The organism is Pseudomonas antarctica, assembly GCF_900624995.1.
Classification (GTDB): Bacteria; Pseudomonadota; Gammaproteobacteria; order Pseudomonadales; family Pseudomonadaceae; genus Aquipseudomonas; species Aquipseudomonas antarctica.
The window spans coordinates 24,104-47,723 of the sequence record NZ_UYXQ01000030.1 but is presented as its reverse complement, the minus strand read 5'-3'; the positions used below and the strand labels follow the sequence as shown (position 1 = coordinate 47,723).

Below are 23,620 nucleotides of genomic sequence, written 5' to 3'. Positions count from 1 at the left end.
ATCCCGAACTCAGCAGTGAAACGATGCATCGCCGATGGTAGTGTGGGGTTTCCCCATGTGAGAGTAGGTCATCGTCAAGATTAAATTCCAGAACCCCTGTTTGCTAACGCAAACAGGGGTTTTGTTTTGGGCGGTCGGAAAGCGTGAATGGGCTCATTCGCCCTTAGCGCGAATGGTGTCGCCAGCCAATTAAAGCAACGTTCTGATTGCCTGCTTTCATCGGCCACCCCGGTTCTTCCCGACAAATTTGCACAGTTATTTCTGAACCAGACCACTAGAATAGGCACCTAACCTTTTTTACAGTTCGAGCCCTATCTATGCCCGATCCAGTTGATACCCTCAAGGTGTCGGACTTACCACTGGAGGATCTGGTGGCATGCCATGAGTGCGACTTGCTGATGCGCAAACCCGTACTCGCCCTCGGTGAAAAAGCCCAATGCCCGCGCTGCGGTTACGAGTTATATGCGCACCGCCACAGCGTCGTTGAACGAAGCCTGGCCTTGGTGCTTGCCGCGTTATTGCTGTACATCCCCGCGAACTTTTTACCCATCATGCAGCTCAATCTACTCGGGCAGTCCTCAGAAGACACCGTATGGAGTGGTGTTGTCGGGCTTTTCGATACCGGTATGCAAGGCGTCGCGGCCGTGGTGTTTCTGTGCAGCATGGGCATTCCCCTGCTTAAGTTGCTCTGCCAATTGGCGGTTCTGCTCAGCATTCGCTGGAGGATCGGTCGCAGTTATGGGCTGTTGCTCTACCGCATTTACCATCACCTGAAGGATTGGGGGATGTTGGAGGTTTACTTGATGGGCGTGCTCGTTGCGATCGTCAAACTCGCCGACATGGCCTCCATCACGATAGGCCTGGGGCTTATCTGTTTCGTCAGTCTATTAATGGTTCAAGTACTGCTTGAGGTGGTGATGTCGCCCCACCAGATCTGGCAAGCGCTGTCAGGAGAGGATGATCATGCGGGCGATTGATGCGGGCATTCTGATTTGTACCGAGTGCCACGAGTTGAACAAGCAAGCGGCTGATACAGAGGAGCAACTCTGCACCCGTTGCGGTGCGCTGATCCATGCCCGTCGCCCCAACAGCCTCACGCGTACGTGGGCATTACTGATCACGGCGGCGATCTTGTACATCCCGGCCAACTTATTGCCAATCATGACCGTCAACTCCCTTGGCCAGGGCGATCCTAGTACCATCATGGCCGGTGTGATCCAGCTGGTTCAGCACGGTATGTTCCCCATCGCAGCAGTAGTATTTATCGCCAGTATCCTGGTGCCGACATTCAAGCTGGTGGGCATTGGCCTACTGTTGTTTTCGGTGCAGCGTCATCAACCGTTGAGCGCGCGACAACGCATTGTCATGTACCGCTTTATCGAATTCATTGGCCGGTGGTCCATGCTGGATATCTTCGTGATCGCCATCCTGGTGGCGGTTGTTAACTTTGGGCGACTTGCCAGTGTCGAGGCCAATCTCGGTGCCGCAGCGTTCGCCAGTGTGGTGATCTTGACGATGCTTGCCGCAGTAACTTTTGATCCCCGACTGATTTGGGACAACACGGAGTCGGACGACGACCATGAGTGATTTGCCAAAAGCTAAAACCCGCCCAGCCTCCAACTGGTCGGCCATTTGGGTGTTGCCGTTGGTGGCCCTGATCATCGGCGGCTGGCTGGGATGGCGTGCCTATTCCCAGCAAGGCATCGAGATCCAAGTGCGCTTTGAAAGCGGTGAGGGCATCCAGGTCAACAAGACTGAGGTAGTCTACAAAGGCATGACCGTGGGCAAGGTCAAGACGCTGGCCCTGGACGACGAGGGCAGCAATCGCGGGGTGATCGCGACCATCGAAATGAACAAGGATGTCGAGCAATACCTCAAGACCAACACGCGCTTCTGGCTGGTCAAACCCAGCGTCAGCCTCGCCGGTATCACTGGCTTGGAAACCCTGGTCTCGGGTAACTACATTGCCGCCAGCCCTGGCGATGGTGAGCCCACACGCAAGTTCAAGGCCCTGTCTGAAGAGCCGCCGTTATCCGATGCCAAGCCCGGCCTGCACTTGACCATCAAGGCCGATCGCCTCGGCTCGCTCAACCGTGGCAGCCCGGTGTTCTACAAGCAGATCCAGGTCGGCCAGGTTAAAAGCTACCTACTGTCGCAGGACCAGAGCACCGTCGAGATCAAGGTCTACATCGAGCCGACCTACGCCAGCCTGGTGCGCAAACATACGCGTTTCTGGAACGCCAGCGGCATCAGCATCGACGCCAACCTCTCCGGCGTCAAAGTGCGCAGTGAATCCCTTTCCAGCATCGTCGCCGGCGGCATCGCGTTCGCCACGCCCGAGAATCGCAAGGACAGCCCTGCGACCGACCCGAGCCTGCCGTTTCGTCTCTACGAAGACTTCGACGCCGCCGCAGCAGGCCTCAAGGTCAAGGTCAAACTCACCGACTTCGAAGGCCTGCAGGCCGGGCGTACCCCGGTCATGTACAAAGGCATCCAAGTCGGTAGCCTGAAAACCCTGAAGATCGACCCAGACCTGTCCAGTGCCAACGCCGAGTTGACCCTCGACCCACTTGCCGAAGACTATCTGGTGCAAGACACCCAGTTTTGGGTGGTCAAGCCGTCCATCTCCCTGGCCGGTATTACTGGCCTGGAGGCACTGGTCAAAGGTAACTACATCGCCATCCGCCCCGGCGACAAAGGCAGCGCACCACAGCGTGAGTTCGTTGCTCGGGCCAAGGCGCCGCCGCTTGACCTGCGTTCCCCAGGCCTGCACATGGTGCTCTTCACCGATAATCTCGGCTCGCTGGATGTCGGCAGCCCGATCCTCTACAAGCAGGTCAAGGTCGGTTCGGTGCAGAGCTACCAGTTCTCGCGCAAGAACAAGCAACTGGTGATCGGCGTTCACATCGAGAAAGAATACGAAAACCTGGTCAACGGTTCGACACGCTTTTGGAATGCCAGCGGCGTCACGCTGACGGGCGGCCTCACCGGCGGCATTCAGGTGAAGAGTGAATCCCTGGCCAGCCTCATGGCCGGCGGTATAGCCTTCGAAACACCAGAGCCAAACGTGCCGCTGAAAAAGCGCATCCCACGTTTCCGTTTGTTTACCGATCGTGAGGCGGCCAATCAACATGGCACCTTGGTGACCATCAAGGTTGATCGCGCCGACGGTTTGCGCGCCGGCACGGCGGTACGCTTCAAGGGCCTGGACGTAGGTAAAATCGAGAGCGTCGATCTGAGTGCCGATATGCAGTCCGTGTTGCTCAGTGCACGCATTACCCAAGTGGCTGATCGAATCGCACGCACCGGCAGTCAGTTCTGGGTGGTCAAGCCTGAGCTGGGTCTGATGAAAACCTCGAACCTGGAAACCCTGGTGACCGGCCAATACATCGAGGTACAGCCTTCAGCGAAAAACGCGAGGCCACAAAAGAGCTTCGTCGCCTTGGAAAAACCACCAGAGGCAGTTCATCACGAGGAAGGCCTGAGCCTGGTACTCAGCGCCGCACGCCGTGGCTCGTTGAAGGAGGGCGTCCCGGTCACTTACCGCGAAGTCACGGTCGGCAAGGTCACCGGCTACGAGCTGGGCCAGACCGCTGACCGCGTGCTGATCCACATCCTGATTGAGCCCAAGTACGCGCCACTGGTACGCAGCGGCAGCCGCTTTTGGAACACCAGCGGCTTCGGGCTCGACTTCGGCCTGTTCAAAGGCGCGACGGTACGTACCGAGTCCCTGGAGACCCTGGTCGCGGGCGGCATCGCCTTCGCTACGCCAGATGGCGAGCGTATGGGCAACGTCGCACGTGCGCAGCAAACCTTCCCGCTGTTCGACAAGTTTGAGGATGAATGGCTGACGTGGGCGCCTAAAATTCCGCTCGGAAAATAGACCGAGGCGCGCCTATCGCGGGCAAGCCCGGCTCCCACATACAACCGCATTTATCTTGTAGGAATGCGGTCACCTGTGGGAGCGGGCTTGGCCGCGAAGAGGCTGTAACAGGCGACAAAAAAGGCCCCTGGATTTTCACCCAGGGGCCTTTTTGCATTTCATTTCAGCCGATCAAATCTCATCCAGCTCCGGCTCATCCGCCTGCACATTCACCGTGGCCTTTACTGCATCATGACGACGGATGTACTTCCAATCCGCCTCATCGATATAGATACCATTCGGCCCGCTGCCACCTTCCAGGTCGATCGCCACTTGGGCGGATACCTGCGGTTTCACACTGGCCAGAATCGGCACGAAGCCCAGCTGCAAGCTGGTTTCCAGCAGCGCCGCCTGGTTCTTCTCATCGATGTCCGCCGCCTCGTCGAGGTAGTACGGCAAGCGCACACGCCCGGCCTGATCACGGTCCATCAAGTGCAGCAACAAGTACATGTTGGTCAGCGCTTTGATGGTCATGGTGGTGCCGTTGGACGCCGCACCATCGATGTCGGTGTGAATCACCGGCTGGCCATGCACCTTGGTGATCTCGAACGCCAGCTCGAACAAGTCCTTGAGGCCCAACTGGTTATGGTTGGCCGCCACCAGGCGCGCCAAGTATTCCTTGGCCTCTTCGTTCTTGTTGTCCTGCTCGGCGCTTTGGCTTAAGTCGAACACCGACAGGGTCTCGCCTTCTTCATACTGACCGGCACTGTGGATGATCTGGTCGATATGCTTGAGGGCTTCCTTGTTCGGCGCCAGCACGATGCGGAAGCTTTGCAGGTTGGACACCTGGCGTTTGTTGATCTCGCGGTTGAACAACGCCAACTGGTGTTCCAGGCTGTCGTAGTCGCTGCGGATATTGCGCAGGGTGCGCGCGATATCGGTGACGGCTGCACGGCGCGCCTTGCCCAAGGTCAGGGCTTCGTCGGTGCGGTGCGCATAGGCGTTGATCAGCAGGTGCAGGCGACGCTCCATATCATCTTCACTGTCGAACTTGGCCACACCTTTGAGGCGCACCTGCGCATACAGTGCGTCGATCTGCCCATCGGCGCGCAGCAAACCTTGCCAGCTGTCCTGATAGTCATTGAGCAGCGGCAACAGGTTGTCCATGGAGTCGTCGACCGGGTCCATGAACGGCGTCCCGAACGGCAAGTCCGCCGGCAACAGCTGGCGACGACGCAGTGCGTCATCCAGCGTGCGTTGCTTGGCTTCCATATCGCCGATCTGACGGCCGACCAGTTGCAGCTTGGCCGACAGTTGCTGCACGCGTTCGGTGAAGGCGTCACTGGAGCGCTTCAACTCATCCTGCGCGGCTTCCATCTGCGCCAGCTGTTCCAGCTTCTCGCCTTCTTCAGCGCTGAGGGTTTGCGCGCGTCGGAAGTCTTCCAGCGCCTTTTGTGCATCCAGCACTTGCTGGTACAGCGCTTCGGTCTGGGTCTTGCTCGCCGCACGGTCAGAGGCTACAGCCTGCTGCGTCTTAAGCTGCTTGAGTTCTTTTTCCAGGCGCTCTTTCTGATCGCGCAACGCCGCGCGATCCGCCAATGCCTGCAGCGCAGGTGGCTCGATGTGCGAGATGTCGATGGACAGCCCCGGCACTTCAAAACGCTCGCCTTTGAAACCGTCGAGGATGTGCTCCAGGGATTTGACCCATTGGCCGTCCTCATCCAGCGTGATGCCATGCTCGCCCAGCGGCAGGCTGAACAACGAGCTGTTGAACAAGCGCATCAGACGCTCGACATCCTGCTGCGAAAACTCCTCGCGCAGTTTGGCGTAGCTGTTGTTGTCCGCGTGATCAAGCTGCTGCTTGACCGACTTCAGGCGTTTTTCCAGGTCGCGCAGACGCTCGTCCAAGTCCTCGGCGCTGAACTGCCGGGACTGTGCCAACGCACCTGCCAACTCATCGTGGGCATCCTTGGCGGCCAGCAGTTGCTGCTCCAGCACCTTGACGTCATCCACCAGCGCAAAGCGATGCTTGAGCACCGACAGCTCGCCCAGCCAACGCTGAATACCACTGATTTCCCGCTCCAGGCGCATCAGCTCCTGGGTGCCGCCACGCTGGTCGTTTTGCAGCGAGTCCTGCTCGTTGCGGTAATGCTCGGCCTGGAGGGTCAGCTCTTCCTTGCGTGCACTGGCGTAGTCCGACCAGGTGCCGAGCAAGGAGTCCAGCAACGGCGACAGGCGATGCAGTTTGCCGCGCAAAATGTCGCGCTGTTTCACACCATTGGCCAGGGCTTCAACCAACGGGCCGGCAGCCACCAGCGAGTTGTAGTCCTGCTCCATGCGTCGCACATCGCGGAAGGCTTCTTCGCACGCCGCGATGTAATCGACGCTGCCCGAACGCAGGCTGTGTTCGAAGGCATCCAGGAATAATTGCTTGAGCTTGGCCGCGGTGATTTCGCGCATGTGCAGCAGGTTGATAAACAGCGCGCGGAAGGTTTTCAGGCTCTGCTCGCTGGTGGAGCGCAGCGGGATCAGGGTCAGGTCAAGCGGGATTGACGTGTGGCCGCCCACCAGCAAACGCCGTAGTTCATCCGGCTTGAGTTCGTAGGCTTTCAGGCCTTCGCGTTCAAGGTTGGTGAACAGCTCTTTCTGACGCAGGCAGGTGTCGTTTTTCTGGTAGTGGGCCAGGTCCAGCTTGCCGGCATAGGCAAAGAACTGGTGACCAAAACCACCGCCAGGGCCACGCCCGACTACGCCGATCACGTGTGGGCCGTGGGGCAGCGAGACTTCTACAAGGATGTAGCTGGTGTCGGTGGCAAAGTAGAAGCGTCGCGATTGCTCCAGGGTGTACTTGCCGAAACTCATGTCCGACATACGCGCCAGAATCGGGAATTGCAGGGCGTTGATCGACGCGGATTTACCCAGGTTGTTCGCGCCATACACCGACAGCGGTTCTTCCAGCGGGAACAGGCCCAAACTGTAACCGGCGGTGTTCAATAGGGCGAAGCGGCGGATGCCGTAGCGTTCCTTACTCATGCATCGGTCTCCTGTTCTTCGGCAATCGCACGGGCGATGGCGTCTTCTTCGCTTTCTTCGGCGAAGTCGCTCAAGTCCAGCGGGTCATCGGTTTTGAGCAGTTTCTCATCGCTGTCTTCGTCGATGATCACCGGCGCCGGCAGTGGCAATACGCTGTGCACGCTGGCCGCGAGGTCACGGTCTTGCTGAACCGACAGGCACACGTCGAGGAAACGGTGCATCGGCGGCAGGAAGCGATAAACGCCGTTGTCTTCGCTGGCAAAACCCAACTGGGTCATGCGGCGCATGATTTTTTCTTCGAGTTCTTCCTGGGTCTGCACTTCGGCCTGGATAAACAGGTCGCGGTACTTCTCCAAAAGCGACGGCAGTTCATCGCGGCCGAGGCTGCCGCCGTCGAGCACGGCAATCGGGTCGCGGCCCTGGTCGGCCAAATGCTCGACGATGATAAAGGTGAACAGCGCCAGGCGCTGCGCGGTCTTGTTGACCTGCGCGCTGGCGATGGCGGAGTCCGGCACGAAATAGTAGAAACCGCGCGTATCGCAGACCAGCTCAAAGCCCAGTGCCTTGAACAGCGTGCGGTATTGGTCCTGGAAGTTCGACAGTTGCGCGTACAGCTCCGGGTCGCGGCGGCTGACGTGGTAACCCTTGAACAGCTCGCGAAAGATCGGCGCCAGTTGGGACAGTTCGGATAGATCAAGATGCATAAGGGGTGCTCGCAGAATGCTCGGCCGCGTCAGTGCTGGCCGGGAGCAGGGCGAATGAGCGCAGGCTGACCTGATGCTCGTGTGTGTGGTAATCGCGGCGCTCCAGGCGTTCGCGCTTGAAGCGTTTTTCGCGGGACAGGCGTGAGAACCAGTACAACAATTCGTCGGTGGCGCCGTCCGGTTCCTGCTCCAGCAGCCAGCTCATCAAGTCCGGCATCGGCAGTGCGTCTTCGCAGCGTTCGAGCATTTCCTTGACCGTGCGCGGTGCACGCTGGGCTTCGCTCTTGTGGGATTTGTGCGCCTTGGGGAAACGCGCCGGTTTCGGCTCGAAATTCGCCAGGGCATACACATAGGCCTCGACCTGGCTGGCACTGCCGAGGAAGGTGCTTTGCGGCCGCGTGAACATCGGCATCGCCGCCTGCGGCACCGCGTCCAACCCTTTACGGCGGATGGCCGACAACGCGAGTGCCGCGCCACGGGTCACGGCGTTGTGCCGACGTGCTTCTTCACGCAACGGCAGCAGCAGCTCGCGGGCGTGACGCAGGGTCAGTTGGGCGCTGGTCTGCATTTCGAGGATGCGCGCGTGAGTGCGCAACAGCATGTCGTCGTCGACCAGATGGCCAAGACGCTGCTGCTCGGTGAGCATGCGCAGCAGCACGTTCTCGACCTTGCGCACGCCTTGCTCGAAGGCGCCGTCGGCGTTCACCAGTTGGATCATCGGTTCGACGTATTCGTCCCAGGTCGCCAGGACCTCGGCGTAACGCTGGCGCAATGGGATCTGCCGGTCGCTGGTCTTGGCGCGGTCGGCCACGGCAGCGAGGGCTTGTTCGTCGTTGGCGAGTTTTTTAAGCACGTCGCGTACGCGCATATCCAGCAGGCGCAACTGACGGGCCAGGTCGTGGCCATCGCGGATGTCGAAGGCGTCCTGGATATAACCGGCCAGGCGCTCAAGGTGGCGCAGATAGGCTTCGATTTCCAGGCACAGGCCAAGCCGGTGCTCCTTGCGAAGATAGGCGAGGAAGTCATGGATCTGCGCGTTGAGCTCGAAACGGTTCGGGCTCTTGGCGACAGGCACCAGGATATCCAGGCGAATCCACACGTCCAGCAGGCTGGTGATGTCCTGTGGCGTGCTGTCCAGTTGTTGGGCGGCCAATTGCGCGCGCAGCTCGCTCAGGCTCAAGGTGCCTTGGTCGAAGTGTTCGCACAGTGGCTCAAGTAAGGCCCAGTGTTCGGCGAGGGCGCGCAGGACGCGCTTGGGTTCGATCATGGGAATGGCCGGCTGGTTGGCGATTAAAAGTCGCGATTGTACTGCATCAGGCGCGGGATTTATCCACAGCCGGTCAGTGCGCAGTGGGCGATTGTTACCGAACAGCGGTAGAATCCCTGCTCTTTACTTATCCACAAGTGGCCGAGCTGTGCTTATCGAGTCCCGACGTCGCGCTTACTTGACCGCCATGCAGGTGGTCAACTGGCTGCCCCGCACCGAACTGCCGTTTGCCGCCCCGTCGCGGCCCGAGCTGCTGCAAGCGCTTGAGCCCTATGAGGCGTTCGAGGTTTCGGGCGAGGAGGCCGCCGCACCGGTCGCGGTGGTCAAGCCCGTCCCCGAGGTGCGGCCGGTCGTCGAGCGGGCGAAAATTGAAGTGCCGCGCCCATCGCCAATGGCCAAGCCGGCAGTGGCCGAAGAAACTGCCCCGGTGGCCAAGGCGCCCGTGGTGCCGCCGCCGCGTTTTGCCCTGCAATTGCTGCGGGCCGGGCGTTGCCTGCTGTTGGTGGAGTTACCCACCGGCGAGCGCTTCCAGACCCGCGACCCGGCCTACATGCTGCTCAAGGACATGCTGCGCGCGGCCGGCCTGCCCGATAGCCCGCTAATCGTCGGTGACCCGGTGCGCTGGCCGCTGCTGGTGCGCGGCAACATGGACCAGGGCCCGGAAGCCGCGCGGGATTTTGTCCAAGGTTTCGTGTCTGCGCGCTTGGAAGACGAACCCTGCGTGTGCCTGTGGCTGATCGGCCTGCCCGCCGTACGGTTTGCCGGCGAAGCGAATGCCGAAGCCTGGTACCGCGAACTGCAGGTCGAAGGCCTGGGGTCCGTTTGGGCCCTGCCGGGCCTGGAATTATTAATGGAAGAGCCACAGCGTAAGGCTGATGTTTGGCAAGCCATGCGCCGGCTAATGGCGCGCTGGAAAAGTACCGATGAGTGAAGCTTTATCCTTCCGCCCGATGACCGAGGCGGACCTCGACGCTGTACTGAAGATCGAATACGCGGCGTTCAGCCATCCCTGGACCCGTGGGATTTTTCTCGATGGGCTAGGCAAATACCAGATCTGGCTGATGTTCGAGGGCGAGCAACAGGTGGGGCACGGTGTGGTGCAGATCATTCTCGATGAAGCACATCTGCTCAATATCACCGTCAAGCCGGAAAACCAGGGCCGTGGTTTAGGCCTGGCTCTGTTGGAACATTTGATGTCCCGGGCGTATGCCGCCAGTGCTCGCGAATGTTTCCTGGAAGTGCGCGACAGCAATACCGGCGCGTTCCGCCTGTATGAGCGTTATGGGTTTAACGAAATTGGCCGTCGGCGAGATTACTACCCTGCCGTGGGTGGCCGCGAAGATGCCGTCGTGATGGCCTGCACGCTAGTCGACTGAATACACAAGCCAATGTGGGAGCGGGCTCCCACATTTTGAACCGCGCTGTGTCAGCGGTTACCGTCGACCGGATCAATATCGGCCAACTCAGCCTCATCCAGCCCATTCCCCCCGCCGATTTCATCTTCATCGACGATGCTCAGATCGTAATCCGCCGGGCTGTCTTCACCTTCCTCCCGTGCATCGCGCGCGCCATCTTCGTGGATCAGGGTTTCCGGGCTCATATCATCGTCGGTCGACTCATGGTCATCCGTCGACGCACCGGTCATCCCTGCCTCGCGTACCCGTTCGTCGGGCAACAAATGCTCGCGCTCACTAGGCGGGATCTCATCGCCGATTTCCGCCGTTGGCCCTTGCTCGTCAAAGTCCAGCTCGCGCATCGAGCCCATGCGGTCTTCGTTGTCGTCAATTGGTTCTGGCTGCGTAGCGCCGTAGGGACGTCGTGATTCGGTCATGGCCATTCCTCATACTGTGGGGCTTATAGTGTGTGGACCGGCACGGCGACCTAAAGATTCAAGCTAATTGCGGTTGGGCGTGACCCGGACGAGCGCTCGTCTGTCACACAGCTGCGCATCATTCCTGAGGCTTTCCCTGATGAACGAACTACAAAACTTGCTTGATAACAACGAACGCTGGGCGGATGCGATCAAACAGGAAGATCCCGAATTCTTCGCCAAACTTGCCCGCCAGCAAACCCCGGAATACCTGTGGATCGGCTGCTCCGACGCCCGCGTGCCGGCCAACGAGATCGTCGGCATGCTGCCGGGTGACCTGTTCGTGCACCGCAATGTGGCCAACGTGGTGCTGCACACCGACCTCAATTGCCTGTCGGTGATCCAGTACGCGGTCGATGTGCTCAAGGTCAAACACATCCTTGTCACCGGCCACTACGGCTGCGGCGGTGTGCGCGCCTCGATGCAGGACCGCCAATTCGGTCTGATCGACGGCTGGCTGCGTACCATTCGTGACCTCTACTATGAAAACCGCGACTTGCTGGCCCAATTGCCGACCGAAGAAGAGCGTGTGGACCGCCTTTGCGAGCTGAACGTGATTCAGCAGGTGGCCAACGTCGGTCATACCAGCATTGTGCAAAACGCCTGGCACCGTGGGCAGAGCCTGTCGATCCACGGCTGCATCTACGGCATCAAGGATGGCCGTTGGAAGAGCTTGAACACCACGATCAGTGGCTTCGAGCAACTGCCGCCGCAATATCGCCTGCGTCCGCTGGGTGAAGCTTAAGGCCGTTTGCGCAGGCGCCATTGGGTCATGAAGGCCTGACCATCAGCGTTCAAGGGCTCTGCACTGCCGGTGATCCAGCCCCGGCAGTTCAACTCGCCGCATTGGCAGGCGAACTGCCGGAACAGCGCGTCTTCGGTGGTGGCGTAATCCATCGTCAGCAGTTCGCCGGCAACGATGGACCGCACGCTCCAGACTTCCAGGTAAGTGGAGTCGAAGAACACGTTCGGGTTGCAGGAGTGCCTCACTAGGCCGCTGAACCACGGGTCGTATAAGTGGATGCGTGTGGATAGCTGCAAGGTATGCGTGCGCCGCTCGTTCAAGGCGTGGCCGGACACTCGAGCGATGCGTACGCGACTGTCGAAGTCGACGCGGGCCTCGATGCCTACGCCGATGCCATTGGTGCCCTGCGCGATCTGGAAGTGTTTGGTCGAAGGGTAACCCTGTTCGACGAGCACCGTCTGGAAGGGGTAGAGACCCTTACTCACAGCAGTTTTAGCCTTATCCATGGCTTGAGTTTTCATAACTCTCCCGGGTTAGGCTGCATCGACTTGCGAGTGGAGTCTGACTACCAGTCTTGCAGCGGGTGTGTGCTGTTCAAGACTCGCTCAAGTTAGGCTCGGTTTCTACTGTGAAACCTGACAGTAGAAACCGCTTATATTTTGTGCGAACTACAGCGCTGGGGCTAAGACCGCTGGGGTGGGTGCGGCATTCCTCAGTTGCTTTAACTGAGCCTTGATGGGGGGCGTGGCGCATTTGGCGTTCGCTTGTTCCGCAGTCAGGTTGCGCACCGAGGTGTAGAACAATTCACAGGTCTGCTCCTTGCGCGTCACTTGCCACGTGTTCATGCAGGCCTTGAGCAATACATTCGCATCGCTGGCAGGTTTGTGTCCCATGCCGGCCTGCCAGCAGGCAGCGCTCAAATCTTGTCCCATCACCTTCAAACCCGCTTCATCCGCTTGCTGCTCATCGCCGCCATAGCTGGCCGGGTCCGCCGCATACCAGATGTAACTCGGGTGGTTCGACCCCAGCACCGACACGCTTTTACCCGCTGCCGGGCTGATCTGCGCCAGGCCAAGCACCGCCACGGTCTGGCCGTATTGTTGCTTGATCCAATTACGCACCGGTGCGCCAAATGCGACCATCGGTAATGAGCCGTTCGCGCGCAGGCTCAGCTCCCTGACCATGCGGGTCTGGTAATCGGCGAAATAGCTGTAGACGTTTTCCAGATCCTTGCCGGCATTGGACGGCGCGGCGATCGGTGCAATATCGATGATGGTCTGGTAAGCCGGGGTTTCGGTGGCCGGGATGCCGTTGTCGGTGAGCAACGTGGCCCATCGGTCAGTGGTGGCCGATTCCAGGTAGTCCTGCGCCTGGGTCAGCGAATAATCCGGCGGGAAGTGCAGCAACTCGATGCTTTTGCGGTTTTCCAGCGCCATGCCCAGCGGCAGGAACAGGTACCAGTTGTAGGCCCATTTGCCGTCGGCGTTGAGTTTGCTGGCGCCTTGGTAGGCTAAGTCTGCGGTATTAAGCAACGTGGTCAGAGGCTGGCCGTAATGCTCCGGCACGCCGGTGAAGGTGGCTGAGACCTGGCCGTCGTGGGTCTTCACGCTGACCTTGGCGCGGCTGTAACCGTCGCGCTGCAGGCTCTGGTTCAAGTAGTGCTCGGCGGTCTGCTCCAGTGTCCAGGGCCGAAAGCAGATCACGTTGCAGTTATTGGGAAAGGCAAATAATTGGGTGACGCGTTGCGTGCTGCCCAGTGGTACTTCGATATCGGCCTGTACGACCGCACTGGCCAGCAGTGCGGCCAGGGTGAAGGACAGCCTGGTCGGTTTAAACATAGTTGGTTCCTTGTCAGCGAAAGCCCGTCTGCGCGGGTTGAAAGCCCACATCGACACAGTAGCGGTTGACCAGGAAAACCGCGTGTTAAATCGCCAGGCGTGTCGCTATTGGATAAGAAAACCTACGCCTTGAACTCCAGCGCGTTGCTCAAGTCGCCCATGGGCGTCTGGCCGCGGGCAGTCATTGCATCATCACGCAGCTTGAGGCCCTCCAGTTTCTCCAGCTGGAACACCCGGGTGATCAAACGCAGGATCGACGCCGTGTCGTACACCGTATGGTCCACCGTGCCTTTGCGCGCAAATGGCGAGACCACCACCGCCGGAATCCGTGTGCCCGGGCCCCATCGGTCGCCTTTGGGCGGTGCAACGTGGTCCCACCAGCCGCCGTTTTCATCGACGGTGATGATCACCACCATGTTTTTCCATTGTGGGCTTTCCTGCAGCACCTTCAGGGAGCGGGTGATATGGCGATCACCCGAGGCCACGTCAGCGTAACCGGCGTGCATGTTGAGGTTGCCCTGAGGTTTGTAGAAGGTCACCGCCGGCAGTGTTCCCGCCTGGGCATCAGCCAGGAAGTGGTTGGTGCTCGGCTCATCGCCCAAGCCGCCATCGCGCAGACGTTTCTTGCGCTCAACCGGGTTTTGCGGGCCTTGCTGCTTGAAGTAGTTGAACGGCTGATGGTGATACTGAAAACTTGGAATCTTCGGGATCGCTGCCGAATCCTTGTGTTCGTCGATCGTCGCCTGCCAAGCACCACCGTACCAGGCCCAGTCGACGTTTTTCTTCGACAGCTTGTCGCCGATGTGGTCGTGAGACTGCGGCACCAGCACGCTGGGCAAGTCGGGTTTGGCGTAGTCCGGGCGTTCCGGGTCGCGGATCCAGGTCGGCCAATACGGTGGTGCCATGGTGTTCACCGCGTAGCCGTCCGGCGTCAGCGCACTGGGGCCGAATTGCGGCGGGCCGGTCATGGCGCTGGCCGGGGACTTGTCCAGCGGCTTGAGGCGTGTGTCGGTCGGGTCGTCACTCTGCAGCGTGGCGATCTGCGATTTAGCCACTGAATTGGCAGCATCCGGGTAAAACGGCACTTGAGCACTGATCAAGTACTGGTGGTTGAGGTAAGAACCACCAAAGGCGCCCTGGAAAAAATTGTCGCAGAGCACGAACTCCCTGGCGACGTCCCACAGGCGCAGTGAGTAGCGCGTTTGCGGGTAATGGCCAAACGTCAGCGCGCCGGAGTCGGCCCAGGCGACGAACTGATCGTTCTTGCCACCATTGATCTGCATCTGGTTCTGATAAAACACGTGCCACAGGTCGCGGGTGATCAGGCTCAACGGCAGGTCTTCGCCGTCCGGGCCTTTCAAGGCGTAAGGTGCATTGGGCAAGTGTTCTTGATATTGAGTGGCGATGGGGTACACCACCCCGTCGATCGTCTGCGGCCCAAGTTGAGCAACGCCGCCCCACACTTGCGGCAGCGTCTGCAGCAGGCTGCCGTCACGGTCACGTTGCTGGTAGTCTGCGGGCTTGAGCGCGGACAGCGGGCTCTCTACGCCGGGGAAATCGGCAAACAGGTTGTTGAAGCTGCGGTTTTCGCCGTAGATCACCACCACAGTCTTCACGTTGTCGTGCAGGGCCTTGTCCAGCTCTTGCGGCGTGAGTGGGCGCACTTGCGGTTTGCCCGAGGGCTCGCCGGTATTGCCGCAGGCACCCAAGGTCGCGCCGACCCCCAGTACCGCCGCGCCTCCCAAGAAGCGCCGGCGGCTGGTATCCACCGGTGGTAGAGCTGTGGAATCGCAGGAAGGGCGGTCTTGGTGCTCGTCACTCATTACTGGGAGTCCTTGCTGGCTAGTTGTTGCAAGATGTTTCGCCAGGACGGTAACAACCGAATATGACCGAACGAAGACAGCGATTTGAATCCGGCAATTACAACAGGCGCAGCGCCAACTGGCTACCCGCGCGCAAGTACTCCACCTGAGCCGTCATTGCATCCTTGACGATGGCTTCGCCGGTATCGGTCAACCTGGCCTTCTTCGCATCGATGACGCTGGTCTGCAGCAGTTGCATGGCAACATCCACGGCTTTTTGGAAGGCTGTCACGTTGTTGTGCAGACCAAATTCTTTGATCACGGCAGCCATGCGCCGATCGGCATCGTCTCGCAGGGTTGTGTACTCAACGACCGATACGTTGTCGTCCTTATAAATATCATTGATCAACTCTTCCAGTGATTTGGACAGGGGCGTCATCGGATTTTCCTTGGCGATTGGTGAGTGGTAATCCGAGTCAGGTTAATCAACGGCGCAGGGGATAGAAGTCAGGCGTTGTCGACACCCAGAGTGGGACGAACCCCATGCGTTGCATCAGAAAGGCGGCTTGTCGTTAATAATGTGGGCGCGGCCCAGTCGCAGCGCCGCACCCACACTGACCGCGTCAGGGCAGGACCGGCGGCAAATACTTCAACGTCGTCCCCAATGCCCACAGCAGGAACAACACCAGTGGCGTGTGCACCAGCAACTGCACAAACGAAAACCCGATCAAGTCCCGCGCCTTTAGCCCCAGCACGCCCAGCAGCGGCAGCATATAGAACGGGTTGATCAGGTTCGGCAGCGCTTCAGCTGCGTTGTAGATCTGCACCGCCCAGCCCAGGTGATATTGCAGGTCATTGGCCACTTGCATCACATACGGCGCTTCGATGATCCACTTGCCGCCACCCGACGGAATAAAGAAGCCCAGCACCGCCGAGTACACGCCCATCAACAGTGCATAGGTGTCGTGGGAGGCGATGGCGGTGAAGAAGGTCGAGATATGGTGCGCCAGGGTCTGGCCGTCGCCGCCCTTGACCACGGTCATCAGCGCCGCGATGGAGCCGTACAGCGGAAACTGGATCAGCACGCCGGTGGTGGTCGGCACCGCCCGCGCGACCGCATCGAGGAAGCTGCGTGGGCGCCAGTGCAGCAGCGCGCCGACCATGATGAACAGGAAGTTGTAGGTGTTCAGCCCCGAGATGGCGCTGATTGCCGGCTTGGTTGAAAACTCATGGAACAGCCAACCGGCCGCCAGCAGGGCCAGCAAAATGGTCAATAGCGGGCTGTGTTCCAGCCATTCGCCTGGGCGGGTTGGCGCTTGAATCTTGGGCAGGTTGAAGGCCGGGTCGACGCCGCAGGCTTTTGCATCACGGGCGCTGCTCGGGCCGGGCGCGGTGGCGTAGGCGATGATCAATGACACCACGATCAGCGCGAGCAACATCACCCCGGATTGCCACAGAAAGATGGTCTCGGTGAACGGAATCACCCCAGTAATCGACAGAATCGATGGCGGCAAGCTCGCTGGGTTGGCCTGCAATTGCGCAGCCGACGACGATAGGCCCAGCGCCCACACCGCGCCCAGGCCCAGGTAGGCCGCAGCACCGGCCGCACGGTAATCCATGCGCAAATCCGTGCGACGGGCCAGTGCGCGCACCAGCAAACCGCCGAACACCAGCGACAAGCCCCAGTTGAGTAGGGAGGCAACCATCGAGATCAACGCCACCCAGGCCACGGCCGAGCGGCCGTTCTTGGGGATGCGCGCCAGGCGGTCGATCAGTTTCACCGCAGGCGGTGAGCTGGCCACCACATAACCGCCGATCACCACAAAGGCCATCTGCAGGGTGAACGGGATCAGGCTCCAGAACCCATCACCAAAGGCTTTGGCGGCTTCGGTCGGCGCGGCGCCCATGCCCAGGGTCGCCACGGCGACGATGATCACCGCAAGGGCGGCAAACACCCAGGAGTCGGGAAACCAACGCTCGGCGAAGTTGGAACAACGCAGGGCAAATCGGGCATAGCGGCTTTCTTCGATAGCATCGGCCACGAGTCTTTCCTCTTGTATTTATTATGGTGTTGGCAGTTTTACGGCATGTTCCGCTACGGCTATTGATATGGGAATGCAGTTATTTTCATCGATCCATGAGGAAAACAAATATATCTGTCGTGATTGCCATCATTGGGCGCAGCTCATAACCTGCACGCCATTTTGTTTGTCTGCCGAGCCTCCACATGACTGCCACCTTCTCTCCACAGGCGCAGCGTTTTTCCCGCTCCGACTACAAAACCCTGGGCTTGGCCGCCCTCGGCGGCGCCCTGGAAATCTACGATTTCATCATCTTCGTATTCTTTGCGCTGACCCTCAGCCAACTGTTTTTCCCGCCAGAAATGCCCGAGTGGATGCGCCTGCTGCAAAGCTTCGGCATCTTCGTGACCGGCTACCTTGCACGACCGCTCGGCGGCATTCTGATGGCGCACTTCGCCGATCACCTGGGACGCAAACGTGTGTTCAGCCTAAGCATCCTGATGATGGCCTTGCCCTGCCTGCTGATCGGGATCATGCCGACCTACGCGCAAATCGGCTATTTCGCACCGTTGATCCTGCTGGCGCTGCGCGTGCTGCAAGGCGCAGCGGTGGGCGGCGAAGTGCCCAGCGCCTGGACCTTTGTTGCCGAGCACGCGCCCCGTAATCACCGTGGTTACGCCTTGGGCTTCCTGCAAGCCGGCCTGACCTTCGGCTACTTGCTCGGCGCATTGACCGCCACACTGCTGGCGCAAGTCTTCACTCCCGCTGAAATCCTCGATTACGCCTGGCGCTTTCCGTTCCTGCTCGGTGGCGTGTTCGGTGTGATCGGCGTGTGGCTGCGCCGCTGGCTCAACGAAACCCCGGTATTTCTTGAAATGCAGGCGCGTCGCCAGGCCGCCGCCGAACTGCCACTGCGCACAGTGCTGCGCGAGCATCGTGGCGTGTTGTTGCCGGCGATGATCCTTACCTGCGTACTCACTTCTGCCGTGGTGGTGCTGGTGGTCATCACCCCGACCATGATGCAAAAAACGTTCGGCATGAGCCCCAGCCACACTTTCGCCTTGAGCGCATTGGGCATCGTCTTTCTGAATATCGGCTGCGTCCTCGCCGGCCTGCTGGTGGACCGCATCGGCGCCTGGCGCGCGGTGCTGGTCTACAGCCTGTTACTGCCGGTGGGCATTGCGGTGCTGTATGCCAGCCTGATCAGCGGCGGCGTTTGGCTGGGCGCGGCGTATGCCGTGGCGGGCTTGAGTTGCGGAGTTGTGGGCGCGGTGCCCTCGGTGATGGTCGGCCTGTTCCCGGCGCAGGTGCGGGTGTCGGGGATTTCCTTCACCTACAACATCGCCTACGCTTTGTGGGCGAGTACCACGCCGTTGTTGTTGATTGCGTTGATGCCAACGAGCCCGTGGATCTGCGTGGGTTATTGCGTGGTGATGGGCGCCGTCGGGGGGGGGAGTGTGGCGCTGTTCGGCAAGCGCCACACATTGGCTACCTGAGATTCAAGTCAGAAAGTGCCAGAGCACCAGCGTACCCACCAAGCCGACGACGGAAACGATGGTCTGCAACACCGACCACACCCAGATCGTCTGCTTCAGTTGTAGGCCAAAGTACTCGCGGACCATCCAGAAACCGGCGTCGTTGACGTGGCAAAAGAACACCGAGCCGGCGCCAATCGCCAGCGCCACCAATGAACTCTGGGTCGCCGCCAAACCCGCCATCATCGGCGCGAGAATGCCCGCCGTGGTAGTGGTAGCAACGGTCGCCGAGCCGGTGGCCTGGCGCAGGGCCACGGCGATCAACCATGCCAGCAGCAAGTAGGGCATGTGTGCGCCTTCGGCGACCTTGCTGATGGTCTGGCTGACGCCGGCGTCCAGCAGGGTTTGCTTGAGGCCGCCACCGGCGCCGATGGTCAGCAGCAGCACGGCGATGGGCGCGAGGGCTTTGCGCAGGGTGTTGCCGACGTCGGCACGCGGCATGCCAGCAGCCCAGCCCAGGCAGACCACCGCGGCGATCACGGCCAGGCCGAGGGCGATCAGCGGCTCACCGAGGAATTTCAAGGTCAATGCCACTGGGTTTTCCGGTGACATGGCGACCTTGGCCAAGGTGCTGCCGAGCATCAAAATCACCGGCAGCAAAATGATCAGCAACGACACACCAAAACTTGGCTGGCGCGGCGCCTTGGGCGGCGCGCTGAACAACGCGCCGATGTCGGCCGGTTCATCCACGTGCATGCGCTTGGACAGCCAGTTGCCGTAGAGCGGGCCCGCGAGGATGACCGCCGGTACCGCCAGGCAGAAGCCCAGCAACATGGTCAGGCCCAGGTCGGCGTGCAGCGCGCTCACTGCAATCAGCGGCCCAGGATGCGGCGGCATCAAAGCGTGCAGGGTGGTCATGCCCGCCAACGCTGGAATGGCGATTTTCAGCAGCGGCTGGTTCGACCGTTTGGCCATGACGAAGATGATCGGCACCATCATCACCAGGCCGACTTCGAAGAACAGCGGCAGGCCGATCACCATCGCCACCAGTGCCATTACCCACGGCAGTGATTTGCCTTTACCCAGCCCGAGCAGGGTGGTGGCGATACGGTCGGCCGCCCCGGATTCGGCCATCAGCGCACCGAGCATCGAGCCCAGCGCAATGATAATCCCGGCTTCACCGAGGATCGCCCCAGCGCCTTTGCTGAACGCCTTGGCAACTTCTTCCGGAGGCAACCCGGCACCGACACCGGCGATAAATGTGCCGATCAGAATCGACAGGAAGGGCGGCAGCTTGGTCGCGCTGATCAGCACAATGATGCTGGCGATGGCCAGTAATACGCAAAACATGAGGCGGGTGTCGTGAACCATCCACGCAGCAGTCGATAACTCCAAAACGGGACTCCTTATCGAACAGGTTGGCTAATATGTTTCTTTTTGTTTCCTGCTCGAAAAGCATACCTGATACAACTGTTCCAGAGCGTTCATGGGCGATTTTGGTGCGCGTCATGTAACGGTGAGCTGTCACGCGGATGACAAATTTGCAACCCGTGCGTGGGGATTTCGCCTACAGTGCTATGATCTACGGATTAAACCTTTTGAGGCCCTTTCATGAGCGCAGGACATAACCACGGCCAAGTACGCGCCGGCCACGAGCGGCTTTTATGGATCGCCCTCGGTCTGACCAGCAGTTTCATGATTGCCGAGGTGATCGGTGCGTTTATCACCGGCAGCCTGGCGCTGTTGTCCGATGCCGCGCACATGATGACCGACGCCTTGGCGCTGGCGATTTCCCTCGTGGCCATCCAGGTCGCCAAGCGCGCGGCGGACCGCAAGCGCACCTTTGGCTATTCACGTTTCGAAATCCTGGCGGCGGCGTTCAATGCGCTGCTGCTGTTCGGCGTCGCGTTTTACATTTTGTATGAGGCTTATCAACGCTTGCAGGCACCGGCTGAAATCCAGTCCACCGGCATGTTGGTGATTGCCATGCTGGGGCTGGTCGTTAACCTGATCTGCATGAAGCTGCTCAGCGCCGCCAGCGGTGCAAGCTTGAATGTGAAGGGCGCTTACCTGGAGGTCTGGAGCGACATGCTTGGCTCTATCGGCGTGATCATCGCCGCGGTGGTGATCATGTTTACCGGTTGGGGCTGGATCGACTCCGTGGTCGCGGCGGCTATTGGTTTCTGGGTGTTGCCGCGCACCTGGACCCTGCTGAAGGAGAGCATGAACGTGCTGCTGCAAGGCGTGCCGGACGGCATCGATATCGATCAGGTCGAGCAAGCCATTCGTAGCGTGCCTGGGGTCAAGGACGTGCACGATCTGCACATTTGGGCCCTCACCAGTGGCAAAAATGTGTTGAGTTCTCACCTGGTGGCGGGCTCGGCGCTCGGCACCGAGCAGCAGATCCTAACGTTTGTGACGGAAATGCTGCACGAACAATTCGATATTTCCCACGTCACCTTGCAGGTTGAAGGCGAAGGGTTTCATCACGACGAACATGACGACCTGCACGCCTGATCCTCGCTAACGGATTTGTAATGTTCTGCCCACCGCCCTGATAAGTACCGAAAGCTACATTGCCCCCGCTGGGAGATCTCAGCGACTTCATGGGCGTGGAACTTTCGTTATGGCACTTTCCGTTAGAACACTGTTGGCTGTTAAAACATTTTTGGGCGCAGCAGCGTTTTGGGTGGCCGCAAGCGTTGCCCAGGCGCAAACCCTCACGCTCGATGCAGCCCTGCAAACCGCCTTCGCCAACAACCCCGACCTGGCTGCCGCGCAATGGGAAATCGACATTGCCCAAGGCGCTCGTCAACAGGCCGGCTTGATACCCAACCCGGTGGCCTCCTGGGATGCCGAAGACACGCGCCGCAACACGCGCACCACCACGATTAAACTCAGCCAAACCCTGGAACTGGGCGGTAAGCGCGGTGCGCGGATTGACGTGGCCACGCGCGCGCAGGATGCCGCCGCACTGACCTTGGAGCAACGTCGCAACGGCCTACGCGCCGATGTGATCGACAGCTATTACGGCGCGCTGCGAGCCCAGGAGCGCCTCGACCTGGCGCAGCGCTCGATGGCCCTGGCCGAACGCGGCCTGGTGGTTGCCAACGGCCGCGTCACCGCCGGCAAATCATCGCCGGTGGAAGCCACCCGCGCACAGGTGCAGTTATCCGAGATCCGCCTGGAGTTGAACCGCGCGCGGGTCGGCCTCAGCGATGCCTATCGCCGCCTTGGCGCCAGCACCGGCAGCGCCACGCCCGACTTCCAAGCCGTGGCCACTCAGGGCCAATTCGCACCGCCCTTGCCGGCCTCCGCACAACTGCTGGCGCGGCTTGAACAAACCACCGAACTGCGCCTGGCCGACATGCAGATTATCCAGAGCGAAGCCAGCGTAGGCCTGGAAAAAGCCCAGCGCATTCCCGACCTGGATGTGTCGATCGGCAGCCAGTACGACGCCAGCGTGCGTGAGCGGGTGAACCTGGTGGGCGTGTCGATGCCGATCCCGCTGTTCAACCGCAACCAAGGCAACGTGCTCGCTGCCAGCCGCCGCGCCGATCAAGCCCGCGACCTGCGCAATGCTGTTGAGCTGCGCTTGCGCACCGAAACCCGCCAGGCCCTGGACCTTTGGCAAACCGCCAACACTGAAGTGCGCACGTTCAACCAACAAATCCTGCCCGCCGCCCAACGCGCGGTGGACAGCGCCACCCGTGGCTTCGAGATGGGCAAGTTCAACTTCCTCGACGTGCTCGATGCTCAGCGCACTTTGATTGCAGCGCGCACGCAATACCTCACGGCGACCGCCCAGGCGACCGACGCCTGGGTGCGCATCGAACGGATTTACGGCGACCTCGCCCGGTTTTGATTTTTTCTGGAGTCTTTTATGAAGCATAAATACGGCGTGGCGCTTGCCGTCGCCCTGGGCCTGATGCTGTCGGGTTTTGCACAGGCCGAAGAGGAAGAAGAAGGCAGGCTCGAACTCACTGAGCAGCAGATCCAGGCTGCCGGTATCCAACTCGCCCAAGCCCAACCCCGCGCGATCAGCACCCTGCTGACGCTGCCGGGCGAAGTGCGTTTTGACGAGGACCGTACCTCGCACATCGTCCCGCGAGCAGCCGGTGTGGTGGAGGAGGTCAAGGTCAACCTCGGCCAGTCGGTGAAGAAAGGCGAACTGTTGGCGGTGATCGCCAGCCAGCAGATTTCTGATCAACGCAGCGAACTGGCGGCCAGTGAGCGCCGCGTCGAACTGGCGCGCACCACCTTCCTGCGCGAGCGCCAACTGTGGAAGGACGAGATCTCCGCCGAGCAGGATTACCTGCTGGCGCGCCAGACCTTGCAGGAAGCGGAGATCGCCCTGAACAACGCCCGTCAGAAGATGACCGCACTCAGCGGCAGCGCAGTATTGGTCGGAGGCAATCGCTATGAACTGCGCGCGCCGTTCGCTGGCGTAGTGGTGGAAAAGCACTTGGGCGTTGGTGAGGTGGTGGGCGAAACCAGCAATGCCTTCACGCTCTCGGATTTGTCCCAGGTGTGGGTCACCTTCGGCGTGTTTCCCAAGGACTTGAACAAGGTGCGCGTCGGTAAACCGGTGAAAGTCACCTCCACGGAAATGGGCACTGAAGTACAAGGCACCGTGGCCTACGTCGGCAACCTGCTCGGCGAGCAGACGCGTACCGCCACCGTGCGCGTGACCGTGCCCAACCCCGACGACGCCTGGCGCCCCGGGCTGTTTGTCACCGTGCAATTGGCCACCGACACCTACCAGGCCAAGGTCACCGTGCCGCAAACCGCGATCCAGACCGTCGAGGACAAACCTTCGGTGTTCGTGCGCACTGCGGACGGTTTCATCACCCGCCACCTCGAACTGGGCGTGAGTGAAAACGGCTACGTCGAAGTACGCCAGGGCCTCGAGGCCGGGGCGCAGGTGGCCACCGAAGGCAGCTTCATCCTCAAGTCCGAACTGGGTAAAGGCTCGGCCGAGCACGCCCATTGATCCCGCGAGT

The 23,620-nt window shown here is 60.3% G+C and carries 20 protein-coding genes and 1 rRNA gene; 11 read left to right on the top strand and 10 right to left on the bottom strand.

Annotation, left to right across the window (positions count from 1 at the left end):
* The 4 genes from rrf to E0F99_RS16760 all read left to right on the top strand — a co-directional run.
* Positions 1-80: ribosomal RNA gene (rrf, locus tag E0F99_RS31170) — 5S ribosomal RNA — on the top strand; the annotation flags it as partial.
* 237 nt (positions 81-317) lie between these two features.
* The gene (locus E0F99_RS16770; protein WP_083360309.1) at positions 318-977 is read left to right on the top strand and encodes a paraquat-inducible protein A; all 660 of its coding nucleotides are present in this window, start codon (positions 318-320) and stop codon (positions 975-977) included.
* Complete coding sequence (locus E0F99_RS16765) at positions 964-1,587, top strand: paraquat-inducible protein A (protein ID WP_083360308.1); 624 nt, start codon at positions 964-966, stop codon at positions 1,585-1,587. The genes E0F99_RS16770 and E0F99_RS16765 overlap by 14 nt, the downstream gene beginning before the upstream one ends.
* A complete protein-coding gene (locus E0F99_RS16760; protein ID WP_083360307.1) occupies positions 1,580-3,883 on the top strand; it encodes a PqiB family protein in 2,304 nt (767 codons plus the stop codon). The genes E0F99_RS16765 and E0F99_RS16760 overlap by 8 nt, the downstream gene beginning before the upstream one ends.
* Positions 3,884-4,054: 171 nt before the next feature.
* Here E0F99_RS16760 and mksF read toward each other — a convergent pair whose 3' ends face one another.
* From mksF to mksB, 3 genes are read right to left on the bottom strand one after another with little or no spacing between them, the layout of a single operon-like run.
* Positions 4,055-6,895: an Mks condensin complex protein MksF gene (gene mksF / locus E0F99_RS16755; protein WP_083360306.1), complete on the bottom strand. Its 2,841-nt coding sequence runs from the start codon at positions 6,893-6,895 to the stop codon at positions 4,055-4,057.
* On the bottom strand, positions 6,892-7,599 hold the full coding sequence (gene mksE / locus E0F99_RS16750; protein ID WP_083360305.1) for an Mks condensin complex protein MksE: 708 nt from the start codon (positions 7,597-7,599) through the stop codon (positions 6,892-6,894). The genes mksF and mksE overlap by 4 nt, the downstream gene beginning before the upstream one ends.
* Complete coding sequence (gene mksB, locus E0F99_RS16745) at positions 7,589-8,866, bottom strand: Mks condensin complex protein MksB (RefSeq protein WP_083360304.1); 1,278 nt, start codon at positions 8,864-8,866, stop codon at positions 7,589-7,591. The genes mksE and mksB overlap by 11 nt, the downstream gene beginning before the upstream one ends.
* A 187-nt stretch (positions 8,867-9,053) precedes the next feature.
* On the opposite strand from mksB, the gene E0F99_RS16740 reads away from it, so the two are divergent.
* Both E0F99_RS16740 and rimI read left to right on the top strand, forming a co-directional pair.
* On the top strand, positions 9,054-9,797 hold the full coding sequence (locus E0F99_RS16740) for an energy transducer TonB (protein ID WP_083360303.1): 744 nt from the start codon (positions 9,054-9,056) through the stop codon (positions 9,795-9,797).
* Positions 9,790-10,242 (top strand): ribosomal protein S18-alanine N-acetyltransferase, encoded by a 453-nt coding sequence (rimI, locus tag E0F99_RS16735; RefSeq protein ID WP_005784514.1) that lies wholly within the window; start codon positions 9,790-9,792, stop codon positions 10,240-10,242. The genes E0F99_RS16740 and rimI overlap by 8 nt, the downstream gene beginning before the upstream one ends.
* Before the next feature lie 50 nt (positions 10,243-10,292).
* On the opposite strand, the gene E0F99_RS16730 is transcribed toward rimI, so the two are convergent.
* Positions 10,293-10,697, bottom strand: coding sequence for a serine kinase/phosphatase (locus tag E0F99_RS16730; RefSeq protein ID WP_083360302.1), 405 nt, complete (start codon positions 10,695-10,697; stop codon positions 10,293-10,295).
* 139 nt (positions 10,698-10,836) lie between these two features.
* Between E0F99_RS16730 and can the strand changes: the two genes are divergently transcribed.
* Entirely contained in the window at positions 10,837-11,481 is a 645-nt protein-coding gene (gene can / locus E0F99_RS16725; protein ID WP_083360301.1) for a carbonate dehydratase, read from the top strand.
* Here the strand turns inward: can and E0F99_RS16720 are convergent.
* From E0F99_RS16720 to E0F99_RS16700, 5 genes are all read right to left on the bottom strand, one after another.
* On the bottom strand, positions 11,478-12,002 hold the full coding sequence (locus tag E0F99_RS16720; protein ID WP_083360300.1) for an SET domain-containing protein-lysine N-methyltransferase: 525 nt from the start codon (positions 12,000-12,002) through the stop codon (positions 11,478-11,480). The two genes, can and E0F99_RS16720, sit on opposite strands and share 4 nt — an antisense overlap.
* A 147-nt stretch (positions 12,003-12,149) precedes the next feature.
* Positions 12,150-13,319: a hypothetical protein gene (locus tag E0F99_RS16715; protein WP_083360299.1), complete on the bottom strand. Its 1,170-nt coding sequence runs from the start codon at positions 13,317-13,319 to the stop codon at positions 12,150-12,152.
* A gap of 122 nt (positions 13,320-13,441) precedes the next feature.
* Positions 13,442-15,142 carry an acid phosphatase gene (locus E0F99_RS16710; protein WP_083360298.1) on the bottom strand — a complete coding sequence of 567 codons (1,701 nt, stop codon included), beginning with the start codon at positions 15,140-15,142 and terminating at the stop codon, positions 13,442-13,444.
* Positions 15,143-15,239: 97 nt separating this feature from the next.
* Positions 15,240-15,560, bottom strand: a complete 321-nt coding sequence (locus E0F99_RS16705; RefSeq protein WP_083360297.1) for a hypothetical protein — start codon at positions 15,558-15,560, stop codon at positions 15,240-15,242.
* Between the two features lie 184 nt (positions 15,561-15,744).
* Entirely contained in the window at positions 15,745-17,163 is a 1,419-nt protein-coding gene (locus E0F99_RS16700) for a short-chain fatty acid transporter (protein WP_083360296.1), read from the bottom strand.
* A 185-nt stretch (positions 17,164-17,348) separates the two neighbouring features.
* Between E0F99_RS16700 and E0F99_RS16695 the strand changes: the two genes are divergently transcribed.
* Positions 17,349-18,638, top strand: a complete 1,290-nt coding sequence (locus E0F99_RS16695) for an MFS transporter (RefSeq protein ID WP_130908824.1) — start codon at positions 17,349-17,351, stop codon at positions 18,636-18,638.
* Between the two features lie 3 nt (positions 18,639-18,641).
* Here the strand turns inward: E0F99_RS16695 and E0F99_RS16690 are convergent, their stop codons facing one another.
* The gene (locus E0F99_RS16690; RefSeq protein WP_083360295.1) at positions 18,642-20,012 is read right to left on the bottom strand and encodes a GntT/GntP/DsdX family permease; all 1,371 of its coding nucleotides are present in this window, start codon (positions 20,010-20,012) and stop codon (positions 18,642-18,644) included.
* A 216-nt stretch (positions 20,013-20,228) separates the two neighbouring features.
* Between E0F99_RS16690 and E0F99_RS16685 the strand changes: the two genes are divergently transcribed.
* The 3 genes from E0F99_RS16685 (at position 20,229) to E0F99_RS16675 (ending at position 23,610) form a co-directional block, all read left to right on the top strand.
* Positions 20,229-21,134, top strand: coding sequence for a cation diffusion facilitator family transporter (locus E0F99_RS16685; protein WP_083360294.1), 906 nt, complete (start codon positions 20,229-20,231; stop codon positions 21,132-21,134).
* Between the two features lie 109 nt (positions 21,135-21,243).
* Positions 21,244-22,482, top strand: a complete 1,239-nt coding sequence (locus tag E0F99_RS16680; RefSeq protein ID WP_083360293.1) for a TolC family protein — start codon at positions 21,244-21,246, stop codon at positions 22,480-22,482.
* A gap of 18 nt (positions 22,483-22,500) precedes the next feature.
* A complete protein-coding gene (locus tag E0F99_RS16675) occupies positions 22,501-23,610 on the top strand; it encodes an efflux RND transporter periplasmic adaptor subunit (RefSeq protein WP_083360292.1) in 1,110 nt (369 codons plus the stop codon).
* Positions 23,611-23,620: the final 10 nt, after the last annotated feature.

Excerpts from the sequence above, each read along its gene's own strand:
- E0F99_RS16770 (WP_083360309.1), top strand. The coding sequence starts at position 318 with ATGCCCGATCCAGTTGATACCCTCAAGGTGTCGGACTTACCACTGGAG.
- E0F99_RS16765 (WP_083360308.1), top strand. The coding sequence starts at position 964 with ATGCGGGCGATTGATGCGGGCATTCTGATTTGTACCGAGTGCCACGAG.
- E0F99_RS16760 (WP_083360307.1), top strand. The coding sequence starts at position 1,580 with ATGAGTGATTTGCCAAAAGCTAAAACCCGCCCAGCCTCCAACTGGTCG.
- mksF (WP_083360306.1), bottom strand. The coding sequence starts at position 6,895 with ATGAGTAAGGAACGCTACGGCATCCGCCGCTTCGCCCTATTGAACACC.
- mksE (WP_083360305.1), bottom strand. The coding sequence starts at position 7,599 with ATGCATCTTGATCTATCCGAACTGTCCCAACTGGCGCCGATCTTTCGC.
- mksB (WP_083360304.1), bottom strand. The coding sequence starts at position 8,866 with ATGATCGAACCCAAGCGCGTCCTGCGCGCCCTCGCCGAACACTGGGCC.
- E0F99_RS16740 (WP_083360303.1), top strand. The coding sequence starts at position 9,054 with ATGCAGGTGGTCAACTGGCTGCCCCGCACCGAACTGCCGTTTGCCGCC.
- rimI (WP_005784514.1), top strand. The coding sequence starts at position 9,790 with ATGAGTGAAGCTTTATCCTTCCGCCCGATGACCGAGGCGGACCTCGAC.
- E0F99_RS16730 (WP_083360302.1), bottom strand. The coding sequence starts at position 10,697 with ATGACCGAATCACGACGTCCCTACGGCGCTACGCAGCCAGAACCAATT.
- can (WP_083360301.1), top strand. The coding sequence starts at position 10,837 with ATGAACGAACTACAAAACTTGCTTGATAACAACGAACGCTGGGCGGAT.
- E0F99_RS16720 (WP_083360300.1), bottom strand. The coding sequence starts at position 12,002 with ATGAAAACTCAAGCCATGGATAAGGCTAAAACTGCTGTGAGTAAGGGT.
- E0F99_RS16715 (WP_083360299.1), bottom strand. The coding sequence starts at position 13,319 with ATGTTTAAACCGACCAGGCTGTCCTTCACCCTGGCCGCACTGCTGGCC.
- E0F99_RS16710 (WP_083360298.1), bottom strand. The coding sequence starts at position 15,142 with ATGAGTGACGAGCACCAAGACCGCCCTTCCTGCGATTCCACAGCTCTA.
- E0F99_RS16705 (WP_083360297.1), bottom strand. The coding sequence starts at position 15,560 with ATGACGCCCCTGTCCAAATCACTGGAAGAGTTGATCAATGATATTTAT.
- E0F99_RS16695 (WP_130908824.1), top strand. The coding sequence starts at position 17,349 with ATGACTGCCACCTTCTCTCCACAGGCGCAGCGTTTTTCCCGCTCCGAC.
- E0F99_RS16685 (WP_083360294.1), top strand. The coding sequence starts at position 20,229 with ATGAGCGCAGGACATAACCACGGCCAAGTACGCGCCGGCCACGAGCGG.
- E0F99_RS16680 (WP_083360293.1), top strand. The coding sequence starts at position 21,244 with ATGGCACTTTCCGTTAGAACACTGTTGGCTGTTAAAACATTTTTGGGC.
- E0F99_RS16675 (WP_083360292.1), top strand. The coding sequence starts at position 22,501 with ATGAAGCATAAATACGGCGTGGCGCTTGCCGTCGCCCTGGGCCTGATG.